This window comes from Paenibacillus sp. ov031 (assembly GCF_900143165.1).
Taxonomy (GTDB): Bacteria; Bacillota; Bacilli; order Paenibacillales; family Paenibacillaceae; genus Paenibacillus; species Paenibacillus marchantiae.
The window spans coordinates 869,565-881,852 of record NZ_FRDO01000001.1; the positions used below are offsets into that span (position 1 = coordinate 869,565).

Here is a 12,288-nt window from a genome sequence, read left to right on the forward strand (position 1 = left end):
GACAGTTGCATGGCATATAGGCTTTAGCTATTTTAACTTTTTTTGGAGAAAGGTAACTTTCATTGAGAAATCAGCGTTAATTAGTTAAACATTTCCTCATGGGGGTTCCAAATGATATTAAAAAAGTTTACTTTAGCATTACTGGCGTGTATTATGTTTGCCGCGTTTTCAACGCCGAGTTCAGCTGAGGAAGCGACGCTAGAGATTGGGACTGGCGTATTGTCCAATAACCGGGTGTTAATTCCTTTGAGGGTTGTGTCCAGCAACTTGGGAGCAGAAGTAACGTGGTATAAGGAAGGGAAGAGCATTCGAATTCAAACGGATGAAAAAGAAATTTGGCTTGTGGTTAACTTTAAAAATGCGAAAGTGAATGAACAGATCATTAGAATGGATTCTCCTGTTGAAATAATTGGAAATACAGCATATGTTCCGCTGCGATTTGTTAGCCAAACGTTAGGAGCCAAGCTAGAGTGGAATCCACAAACTAAACAGGCAACCATCCATTTGAATAAACAAAACATGATTGTAAGTATGCAAGAGGAGACCATCCAAATACCTGATTCTGTGAAAATAACAAAGGGACGAATAAATGTTTTGTCAGAGAAATTGAATGAAATTTCAGGCTTGTCTCAGATTAATCAGGTCAGTACGTATTTCAAGCCTTATTTCACTGAAGATTTAATCCAATTTATTCTCAAAAGGCAGGATCTAGTAAGTGATTGGATGGTATATGATGCTCCAGAGACTTCCGTTTATTATACAAGCAGTACAACAGCGACGTTATCCCAATCGTTCGTAATCGGAAATACATTAACGGGTGATTCTCATTATGTAAATGATCGAAATATTGAACTAGTATACAGTCATGGTGTATGGAAAGTGAATCAGTTAATGTTTAATCTCAGAGAAATTCCCTATTTGGGTTATGATCGTTGAAATCACAGCATATGATGTTCAGTGATATGAAGAAAATAACAACTGAGTTAATATTATCTTGACGGATTACGGTGGAGCGAATACAATAAACAACAAATATGTGTGACGGGTGGTTAAGATGAACATGTTCCAGACAGGGCGAATTCTAAATCGATAACTGAATACGCATGAGCAAGTGACTTAACCAATGTTTTTTTGTGTTGGCGTTTAGACAGTCATGTTTGTGCACCCCTGTCGTGGACGCTCATCATTATTGCGTGCAGAGGAGAAATCCGGAAACGCTTCTTATTTCATATGATTCTCTTATTGTTACAAGCTGTAGATGAACATTAGTTCATCTATGGCTTTTTTGCATGCATTCCACCCAATTTGTTGCACATGGAAGGGAGATTTTGCAGTGCTTTTTGGTATGAAACTACCCCTAAGGGGAGAAAGAGAGGCAGCGATATGAAACAACCTACTCAAAGTTATACCATTTGGTTTTCCCAACGAACCGGCAGTACTCTGCTGGGTGAAGCATTAAGTTCTACGGGGGTGGCAGGATATCCGAGGGAGTGGCTGCATTATCAGCATAAGAGCCCAGACACATTAAAGCGTGAAGATCTGGAGCAGATCTGGGATCAGGGAACAACGTCGAACGGAGTATTCGGAATCAAAATTAATTTTGAACAACGATGGATTGACGCATTCCGCAGTCTCTATAGTCTGCCAACAGCGTTATCGCGGGCGGAGGTATGGAGTACGGGTTTCCCTAATTGCAGCAAGCATATTTACATGACGCGTCGCAACAAAGTCAGATTGGCTGTGTCTTGGTGGAGAGCCATCGTCTCGGGTGAATGGCACCGCAAGCATGGGGACAGTCCTCAGTTACAAGATATTGCAGATCAATATAACTTTGATGCGATTAAACATCTGCTTGTGGAGAGTAACATGTGCGAAGCAGCAATTGAAGATTTCTTGTCCGAGTCAGACATTGTGCCGCTGACGATTGTTTATGAGGATTTTATAGCAGATTACGAAGGGACCGTCCTGAAAGTGCTAGAGTTTTTGGATGTTGAATCTGCCGGTGTTGCCGTATCGCCCCCGTCCTTTGACCCGATCGCAGACGAGATTTCTGAACAATGGGTGCAAAGATTTCGGGAAGAATGCCAGAGGGATTGGGAGAATGTTAAATGGTAAACACACTTGGTAAGATTCATCCACGGGTTGGAAATGTTGCATTTATTGTTATTATGTATGATTCATCTTAGTGAGGAACCAAAATGCTTTGAATCACAAAAATGAAATAGAAATGTTATACGAAGGGGTGAGGGGCTATGCCCAAAACAGAGAAACGCTCCATGTCCTGGCTGCTGCAATATCTAAAACCAGTCAAAGGACGATTGGCCTTGCTTATGGTGATGTTGCTGACGTCAACGGGACTGCAGCTCCTGAATCCACAAATTATCAAACGATTCATTGATACGGCCGCAAGTGGGGGAGTCCTTTCTAACCTGTTCCAGCTTGCCGGATTGTTTCTGGTTGTTGCCGTTGTAAATCAACTGATTACAGTAGCCGTAAGTTATCTGGGTAACGATGTGGCCTGGCGGGCAACGAACCGATTACGGGGAGATCTCCTGAAGCATTGTCTGCGTCTGGATATGCGGTTTCATAATGTGAAGACACCGGGAGAGATGATTGAACGGGTGGATGGTGATGTGACGAGTATCTCCAACTTCTTCGCGATGTTCATTGTGCAAGTGGTTGGGAGCTTTGTCTTGCTTGCCGGAATCCTCGGATTTATGTTCAGCGTAAACGTACCGATTGCGATCGTCATGACGGTGTTTACATTATTATCGATTCTGTTTATGGTGATCATTCGGAATCTGGGAGTAAATTCTTCCAAAAATGAGCGGGAAGCGAGTGCAACCTTGTTCGGATTAATTGAAGAGCGTATTGCGGGAATTGAAGATGTTCAAGCGAACGGGCATGTCCCGTATGTAATGAATCGTTTTTATCGCACGATGCGTGTTGTATTTCAAAAAGGAAGGAAAGCCTGGCTGCTTCGGGTTATTCCTTGGAATACGACGGTCATTCTGTTCGCCCTTGCAGTCACGGCAGTACTTCTGCTCGGTGTTCATTACTACATGCAAGGCATCATCAGCATCGGAACGCTGTTTCTGATATATCAATACACACAGATGCTTAATGATCCGATTGAGATGTTGGGCGATCAGGTTCAAGAGTTTCAGAAGGCGAAATCAGGTATGCTTCGGTCAAGAGAACTGTTGTCTTTGCGCAGTGAGATCGAAAACGGACAAGAGGATCAGCTGCCAGAAGGGCCGCTTGGTCTGGAATTCAAGCAGGTGAACTTCAGTTATAACGAGGATAAACCTGTATTGCAGAATATTAACTTTGCCATTAAACCTGGCGAACGGCTGGGCATCATCGGTCGTACAGGTAGCGGCAAGTCAAGTCTCAGTCGGGTACTTCTGCGCTTGTACAATCTGGATAGCGGAACAATTCGTGTGGGTGGCAAAGATATTACAGAGCTTACCTTGCCTGCACTTTACCGTAGGGTTGGTATGGTTACGCAGGATGTACAGCTGTTCGACGGTACGTTGCGAGATAATTTAACGCTGTTCAACCAGGATGTCTCGGATCAAATTATTAAGGAGACAACGGATCGACTTGGATTAAGTCATTGGATTGAATCACAACCGGCAGGGTTGGATACACATCTGAAGGCAGGTGGTTCTTCATTGTCCGCTGGGGAAGCTCAATTGTTTGCCTTGACGCGAGTATTTCTGACTGAACCTAGCCTGGTTATTCTTGATGAGCCTTCCTCACGGCTGGATGCCGCTACAGAGAGCATGCTTCAGTCTGCCATCGATCAGTTGATGAAGCAATGTACGGGAATTATTATTGCGCATCGCCTGGCTACTTTGGAGAAGGTCGATCAGATTATGGTACTGGGTGATGGCAAGGTACTGGAATTCGGAGCCAGAAAAGCACTCGCCAGCGATCCGGCTTCACATTATGCCAGATTGCTGATTACAGGGCGAGAGGAGGAATTGGCGTGAATGTAACAGGATTTATAGGCCGTTTGTTTCGATTCAGGCCTTTTCTATTTTTGATTAACGGATTGTCATGGTGCATCTTTCATTCTTTGCCGCTGGCAATAGGGATCGGCATGCAGTGGTTCTTTGACCGGGCAACGGCGGGTTCCAGTGATTATATGTGGCTGGCTGCTCCGCTGATCTTCATTGCTTTGATCAGAGCGGTAAGAGTAGGCACGTTTTTTGCCGCATTCTATGCATGGATCACGTATATCTACCATATTCAGGCCATTCTGCGTACCAACATGCTCGCTGGGATTATGCGCTGGCCAGGACGTAATCTGCCAGCTTCACCGGGGGAGGCGATGAGTCGCTTTCGGGATGATGTAGATGAAGTGGTTGAGTACGTAGAATCCTGGGTGGATTTTTGGGGAAGGCTTGTGTTCGCTATCGTATCCATCGTCATCATGGCGAACATTAACTGGAAAATCACTCTAGTTGCAGTATTGCCCCTAGTAGTCGTGACGTTGCTGAATAACTTGTCAGGTAATCGGGCTCGTCGATATGCTCAGGTCAATCGTGAGTCGACAGGGAGAATTACCAGTTTCATTGCCGAAACCTTTGGAGCGGTGCAGGCACTGAAACTTGGGCAGGCAGAAGAGCATGTCTCTACTCGTTTTAACAAACTCAATGAAGAACGTCGTCAAGCCGCACTCCGGGATAATCTGTTCAAGCAGTGGATGAGATCACTTAATCAGCATGTGCTCAGTATCTGTACAGGTCTCATTCTCCTGATGTGTGCAGCTGAGATGAAATCTGGCAATTTCACCGTAGGTAATTTTGCCTTGTTCACCAGTTATCTAGCGAATATTGGCTTTAGTATCTCATTGTTTGGCTATATGGTATTTCAGCATAAACGGCTCAAAGTATCATTTGACCGGATGAGAACCCTGTTTCGTCCTGGTGAGGAAGACCGGATCATGGATTTCAGAGAGACTTATCTGAATGAAGATCCGCCTGAGCTTCCTAATGAACAGAGAGATCCCAAAGAGAAGCTAAGAGAGCTGGAGATCAGCAATCTGGCGTACCAATATCCACATTCTGCAAATGGAATACAGGATATCAGCTTCCGTGTGAAGCGGGGACAATTTCTGGTCATCACTGGACGGATCGGTTCTGGCAAATCGACTCTGGTCCGCACACTTCTGGGACTGCTGCCCAAACAAGAGGGCACGATTCGCTGGAATGGTAAAGATGTAGATCCCGCTACCTTCCTGATGCCGCCCAGAGCAGCATATACGCCGCAAGTACCTCGACTGTTCAGTGATACGCTGAAAGAGAATATTGTTCAGGGCAAACAGGGCCGTACGGAAGTCGCACTTGCAAAAGCCATACGATTGGCTGTAATGGATAAGGATATTCAAAACCTGGATCAAGGACTCGAAACATCCGTAGGTCCAAGAGGTGTCATGTTGTCTGGTGGTCAGATCCAGCGCGCAGCAACTGGGCGCATGCTGATGACGGAAGCGGACTTGTTCATCTTCGATGATCTGTCCAGTGCACTGGATGTGGAAACCGAGCAACAGGTCTGGGAAGGTTTGTTCCAGGAGCCGGATGTTACATGTATTGCGGTGTCTCACCGCAGAGCAGCACTTGCGAAGGCAGATCATATCATCGTCATGAAGGATGGACGAATTGAGGCCGAGGGCAGCTTATCAGATTTGCTTGCTACAAATGAAGAGATGCAATTACTATGGCAAGGTGAGCAAACACCGGTTAAAGTGGGATAAGATAAGATATACGATATATAAAAATGAAAAAAGTCGTACAGACAACTCTTTTTGAAAGAGTTAAGATCTGTACGGCTTTATTATTCCTAATTGGGTCAATCTTTATTTGATCAGCTGTGCAATCAATGAATACGCAATGATAACCAGGAAGATAATCGTGATGTGGTTAATGGAGAAAATAAACATTTTATGTGACCATTTCTTGGTTTCTTTCTTATCGAAAGTTGCCACACTAAGAATAAGCCATGCCAAACTTACCAGAAACGCAACAATGGCAATGAACGGGCTCAGCGGCCAGAACAAGAAGCTGGAGAATAACAACAATACCAGATAAACATTTGTCTGGATGTATGTCCGTCTGATTCCTTTTACAACAGGAAGCATGGGAACGCCAGCCGCTTTGTATTCGTCAAATCTCCGGATGGCAATGCCATAGAAGTGAGGCATCTGCCACAACAGCATGGTAACAACCAAAGCCCAAATTTCATAATGACCCAGTTCTGGCGAAATGGCTGCCCAACCAATGAGTGGAGGAACAGCGCCTGAAAGACTTCCTACTTCCGTATTGTATACCGTTGTCCGCTTGGTCCACATCGTATAAGGGAACACGTACAACAACAGTCCCAATATGCCGAATACGGCAGCCGAAGGGGAAGCGATATACAACATGATGCCCCCGATAATCGTAATGGCAATACCGAGGATCAAACCTGTTTTGGTATCTACACGACCAGTTACCGTCGGACGTGTTTTGGTGCGTTCCATGATCGCATCGATATCCCGATCATACAAATTGTTAAACACCCCTGCCGCTCCGATAATCAGGGAAGACCCGATGACAGAGAGGATAATGGGTACAATATTAGCTAAAATGGATGCATCAAATACATACAAAGCCAAACTTAAACCGGCAAACATGGCGATCAGATTGGATTTGATAATTCCGATCTTGATCGTATCAAAGAATACTTTCGGAATCGAGCTAGTATACTCCAGGCTGATTTCGGGCCGTGACCCTTTATTCAATGTTTTCAAGAACTCACTTCCTATATCTATTCTTATATATCTCGTGGTCTTATTATAGCATCCAATACACTATGTGAATTAATTAACGATTTAGGTTTTAAAATAATGTCATTTGATTGTGAACAATTTAAAAACACGGTTTTTTTTAATTGTTAAAAATGATTTTCTGTGATACAGGTCATTGAAACCAAATAGCAGCGATAACAAGAAAAGAATATTTTCTTGCATGTTGAGTTTGTTTTGTTTATTGTAGACATAAGAGATCTTTAAAGGATTAGAGTGATCTCCTCTTACGTTTTTTGCTATTAGAGAATAGCTGCAAGCGACAAGGTATAATCAGTATAGGCTTTTTTTTGTAACAATAAAGGACATTGAATATCTGGAAAGGGTGTTAAATATGGATCAAAAGATGGATGTATTAATTATAGGCGGAGGACCAGCGGGTCTTAATGCTGCACTTGTACTAGGACGAGCTCGCAAACATGTTGTGGTCATAGATGATGAACGCCCGCGCAATTGGGTTACGCGTGAAACGCACGGTTTTCTGACGAGAGATGGAGCAAGTCCACGTGAATTTCGGAAGGTTGCGAAAGAACAGATTAGCGCTTACCCGTCTGTTCATTTTGTAGGGGACACAGCGACTTCAGTGACAGGAACAGATGGTGATTTTCAAGTTACAACGGCCCAAGGAGTCGTCTATCGCACGAAGAAAATTTTGTTTGCAGTGGGGAAAAAAGACCTCCCACTGGATATTAACGGGTTGAAAGAGGTATATGGCAAGAGTGCTTTTGTCTGCCCTTATTGCGATGGATGGGAATTAAGAGATCAACGGCTTGTCATCATTGTGAATGGAGCCAAGGCATTTCATATGGCCAAGACGATCTCGGGCTGGACAAGCGAGTTTACCATTTGCACGAATGGACCTGATGAATTAACGGATGAGCAGAGGGAGGAATTGAAGCAGCATGGTGTCCCGGTATGGGACTCTCCAATTCAATCTATTGAATCAAGCGATGGTATGGTGCAGCAAGTGGTGTTAGAAGATGGTACCGAAATCTCGTGCACAGGGATTTTCTTTGGACCGAAACTAACGGCTGGATCAGAACTTCCGCAGACGATAGGCTGTGAGGTTACGGATGCGGGTACGGTCGTTGTAGATGATTTCGGCAAAACGACCGTAACGGGTGTGTTCAGCGCTGGAGATGCAGCATCGGAGTTGTACCAGGCCATTACTGCGGCATCCCTTGGTGCATTAACCGCTGTAACGATTAACAGTGAGCTTAATATGGAAGCTTGGGATGAGCGCGGTAAACATTTAAACCCGTAGAATAACGATGTACGGTTTCTTGTCCAGTACTTTGCACAAACGATAAGTCAACAAAATAGATCAGATCAAAAAGGGGATTGCAAACGCGATTCCTTTTTTGTGTTTAGTAGATCTTTTACTAGGTCTTCTCTGTCACTAAGTTGGACTAGTTCCGTCCGTTATTGGCATAAGCCCAATATTTGATTTTCATCCGTTAACGGTTTATTATTGTATCAAATGATAGATAATACTATCATTTTAAACTCTGGGAGAGGGTGTTTAAAATGAGCATTGCAACTAACGTTCCACAGCCCAAAATGTACGGACCGCTCGGGAATCTGCCCTTGATTGATAAAGAGAAACCAACATTGTCCCTTGGACAGCTTGCTGAGGAATATGGACCGATATATCGACTGACCGTTCCTGGTTATTCCGGATTGATTGTATCTGGCCCAGATTTGGTGGCTGAGTTATGTGACGTGTCTCGTTTTGATAAATTTGTATACAATGAACTCGAAAATGTACGTGCCTTTGGAGGTGATGGTTTATTTACAAGCAGAACATCCGAGCCGAACTGGAAAAAGGCACATAATATTTTGCTTCCCACCTTTAGTAAACAGGCGATGAAGGGTTATCATCCGATGATGGTCGACATAGCCGAACAATTGATAAACAAATGGGCACGTTTGAATTCCAACGACACCATTGATGTAGCAGACGACATGACACGACTTACGTTGGATACTATTGGACTATGCGGTTTCAATTATCGATTTAACAGCTTTTACAGACAGGACCACAGTCCTTTTATCGAAAGTATGGTCCGTGCATTAAATGAAGCTATGCAGAAAAGCTCGCGTTTGAAAATCCAAAATCTGCTGATGGTGAAAACCAAACGACAGTTCGAGGAAGACATCCAAACGATGTTCTCATTAGTTGATCAGATTATTGAGGAACGTAAAGCAAGTGCTGCTCCTGAAGAGGTTGACTTGCTCGCTCGTATGCTGAATGGCAAAGATCCGGCAACCGGAGAAGCGCTGGACGATGAGAACATTCGGTATCAGATTATTACGTTCCTCATTGCCGGACATGAAACGACGAGTGGTTTGTTATCATTTGCCCTTTATTTTTTGCTGAACAATCCAGAAGCACTTCAAAAGGCCTATGATGAGGTAGACCGGGTATTGGTGAGTGACTCACCACAGTACGAAGAAATCCTTCAGCTTCCTTATATCCGCATGATTCTTAGCGAATCGCTACGTCTATGGCCAACCGCCCCGGGATTTGACGTCTATGCCAAAGAAGACACCGTCATAGGTGGCAAATATCCACTGAAAAAAGGGGAGAGCTGCAGTATTCTTCTGCCTCAGCTTCACCGTGACAAAGGCGCCTGGGGAGAGGATGCAGAGCTATTCCGCCCGGAACGTTTTGAAGATACGACTCAAGTGCCTCACCATGCGTATAAACCGTTTGGCAATGGAGAGAGAGCGTGTATCGGCATGCAGTTTGCTTTATATGAAGCAACCCTTGTACTCGGTATGGTACTTAAACATTTTGAACTGGTAGACTATAGCAACTATCAGTTGGATGTGAAACAAACGTTAACGTTAAAACCAGGCGATTTTCGAATACAGGTGAGAGCACGGACCGTTTCACCGAAACTGAGTACATCTGTTGCTCGCTCGGATGAAAAGCCGAATCAGGATCAGGGTATGCATACAAATGTAGCTGGTCATAGTGCTATGAAGGAATCGATGACGACTTCCGTAAATGCCAATCCAACCATACTGGTTCTATACGGCTCCAACCTGGGGACGGCAGAAGGCATTGCCAGAGCTTTTGCAGATAAAGCTCGTTCCTATGGAATTCCAAGCGAAGCCGCAACATTGAATGAATGGATTGGCCGTCTGCCCAAAGAGGGGATAGTTCTCATCGTGACAGCTTCGTATAATGGTAAACCTCCGCAAAATGCAGTGGCATTTATCGAGTGGTTAAAGGAAGCCGAGTCAGAGAAGGTGCAAGGTGTGACCTATGCAGTTCTGGGCTGCGGGGATCGGAGCTGGTCCAGTACCTACCAGAGCATTCCTCGATTGGTCGATGAGAAGCTTGCGAGCTTGGGAGGCAACAGGCTGTTACCTCGGGGAGAAGCCGATGCAGGCGGGGATATGGAGAAACAAGTGGAAGAGTGGCAGCGGATGTTGTGGCCCCAAATGTTAAAAGCGTTGGGGATTAGCGAGGAATCTATGGAGCACTCCTCACGAAGTACAATTCAAATGGAATTTGTTCGCGAGAAAGCCGATCTGCCACTTGCACAAACCTACAATGCCAGCTATGCCACTATAGTGGTAAATGAAGAGCTTCAGGCCATGGATAGTGGGCGGAGTACACGTCATATTGAGATGCTGCTGCCTAAAGGCATGACCTATAAAGAAGGCGATCATCTTGGCGTATTGCCCCTAAATGCAGATGAAATCGTGAATCGCATCCTGCATCGTTTCGGATTAAAATGGGACGTTCAGATCCAATTAACTTCGAACGAGACACAGTTGACACATCTTCCTCTGAACCGTCCTGTCAAAGTGAATGAATTGCTCCGTTCCTGCGTTGAGCTGCAAGCACCTGTTACAAGAACGCAGCTGCGGGAGTTAGCTAACAATACGGTGTGCCCACCTCATAAGCGTGAGCTGGAGGCGATGCTCGAAGAGAACAACTACAGGGAACATATACTTGAAAACAGAACTACCATGCTGGAACTGCTGGAAAAGTATGAGGCCTGTAAACTGCCGTTCGAAAGATTTCTTGAACTGCTGTCTCCACTCAAACCCAGGTATTACTCTATATCCAGCTCTCCACACTTTAATGCCAAGCAGGCGAGCATCACAGTGTCCGTTTTGAAAGAGCCTGCTTGGAGCGGCAACGGTGAATTCCGTGGTGTGGCTTCATCCTATCTGGCAGACTGCCAGACGGGAGAGAGTATTTCGATGTTTGTACGTACGCCAGAACCCGGATTTGAGCTGTCAGAAGAGCCGGATGTTCCAATTATTATGGTGGGTCCAGGGACGGGTGTTGCACCGTTCAGAGGTTTCCTCCAGGCCAGATCTGTGCTAAAAGAGAGAGGATTGCTACTGAGCGAAGCACATTTGTTCTTTGGTTGCAGGAATGATTCGGATTTCATATATCGTCAAGAACTTGAACAATACGAACAGGCAGGCATCGTCAAGCTGCACACAGCTTTTTCACGTGTGGAGGATAAGCCCAAAACGTATGTGCAGCATCTGATGAATCAGGAGTGGGGGCAGTTGCTCCATTTGCTTGATGAAAAAGGGAGAATCTACGTATGTGGTGACGGAAGCCAAATGGCTCCCGCCGTCGAAGAGACTTTGAGGCAAGCATACCAGAAGGCGAAAGGTGCAACCCTTCAGGAGGCAAAAGATTGGCTCAATCAGCTCCAGGCGGAGTGCCGTTACGTTCAGGACGTGTGGGCAGGTAAAAGACCCGTTGAATCGGCTAAAGCTCCTGTAATTTGAGACACGTTAAGATGGAGGCGGCGATAAGCCGCCTTTTTCTTATGTTGTAGGATGATGTGAGAAGAGAAAAGATCAGTATGTGTTCACATCAACTAAGTTATATACTTAAAAATCAAATAATAGTTCACACATTTTACATCAAATATTTTCACTATATGACAAATATTACATTTTAATAGAAGCCTGTCTTATATGATAGAACTGTACTCCAAAACGAAAGGATGATGAAGATGAAAAAGAAACTTATGGTCGGTCTTTTAACTGTCGTTGCATGTTTCACGCTAGGCTCTACATCTTTTGCAGCTAGTGTACCTTCAACTTCAACAAGTAGTTTACCAGAAAGTACACAAGTAGTTCCTTACGCACAAAAGTATATAACCTGGCAGACCATTCTACCCAAATCTCAATTCCCAACGCTTGGTGATATCCCGGTGACAGCAAGTTATAATGTTGATCCGTACAGGGGAATACTTACATTAAAATCAGTCGATGGTCAGACAGGCTATACGTGGACTGTTACCTATGAGGGCTATGTCACCTATTAATCAATTAATCATTGAATAATGCTACCTATCCGAAAAACAGCCGCTGATCTGGAGTTTCTCATCCAGATCGGCGGCTGTTTTAATTTGGCTGATACGATCTATTGACAAAGAAAAATTTTT

General features: G+C 44.5%; 8 protein-coding genes. 7 read left to right on the forward strand and 1 reads right to left on the reverse strand.

Annotated features, from left to right (window positions below; translation table 11 throughout):
- The first annotated feature begins 111 nt into the window (after positions 1-111).
- From BUA17_RS03880 to BUA17_RS03895, 4 genes are all read left to right on the forward strand, one after another.
- Positions 112-936 (forward strand): stalk domain-containing protein, encoded by an 825-nt coding sequence (locus BUA17_RS03880; protein WP_072732662.1) that lies wholly within the window; start codon positions 112-114, stop codon positions 934-936.
- 447 nt (positions 937-1,383) lie between these two features.
- On the forward strand, positions 1,384-2,115 hold the full coding sequence (locus tag BUA17_RS03885; RefSeq protein WP_072732663.1) for a Stf0 family sulfotransferase: 732 nt from the start codon (positions 1,384-1,386) through the stop codon (positions 2,113-2,115).
- A 137-nt stretch (positions 2,116-2,252) separates the two neighbouring features.
- A complete protein-coding gene (locus tag BUA17_RS03890) occupies positions 2,253-3,998 on the forward strand; it encodes an ABC transporter ATP-binding protein (RefSeq protein ID WP_072732664.1) in 1,746 nt (581 codons plus the stop codon).
- Positions 3,995-5,764, forward strand: coding sequence for an ABC transporter ATP-binding protein (locus BUA17_RS03895; protein WP_063563544.1), 1,770 nt, complete (start codon positions 3,995-3,997; stop codon positions 5,762-5,764). The genes BUA17_RS03890 and BUA17_RS03895 overlap by 4 nt, the downstream gene beginning before the upstream one ends.
- 102 nt (positions 5,765-5,866) lie before the next feature.
- On the opposite strand, the gene cyoE is transcribed toward BUA17_RS03895, so the two are convergent.
- The gene (gene cyoE / locus BUA17_RS03900; RefSeq protein ID WP_063563545.1) at positions 5,867-6,799 is read right to left on the reverse strand and encodes a heme o synthase; all 933 of its coding nucleotides are present in this window, start codon (positions 6,797-6,799) and stop codon (positions 5,867-5,869) included.
- A 388-nt stretch (positions 6,800-7,187) separates the two neighbouring features.
- Between cyoE and BUA17_RS03905 the strand changes: the two genes are divergently transcribed.
- The 3 genes from BUA17_RS03905 (at position 7,188) to BUA17_RS03915 (ending at position 12,168) form a co-directional block, all read left to right on the forward strand.
- On the forward strand, positions 7,188-8,117 hold the full coding sequence (locus tag BUA17_RS03905; RefSeq protein ID WP_072732665.1) for an NAD(P)/FAD-dependent oxidoreductase: 930 nt from the start codon (positions 7,188-7,190) through the stop codon (positions 8,115-8,117).
- Positions 8,118-8,380: 263 nt separating this feature from the next.
- Positions 8,381-11,623, forward strand: coding sequence for a bifunctional cytochrome P450/NADPH--P450 reductase (locus BUA17_RS03910; RefSeq protein ID WP_072732666.1), 3,243 nt, complete (start codon positions 8,381-8,383; stop codon positions 11,621-11,623).
- 230 nt (positions 11,624-11,853) lie between these two features.
- Complete coding sequence (locus tag BUA17_RS03915) at positions 11,854-12,168, forward strand: hypothetical protein (protein WP_063563548.1); 315 nt, start codon at positions 11,854-11,856, stop codon at positions 12,166-12,168.
- The last annotated feature ends 120 nt before the right edge of the window (positions 12,169-12,288 follow it).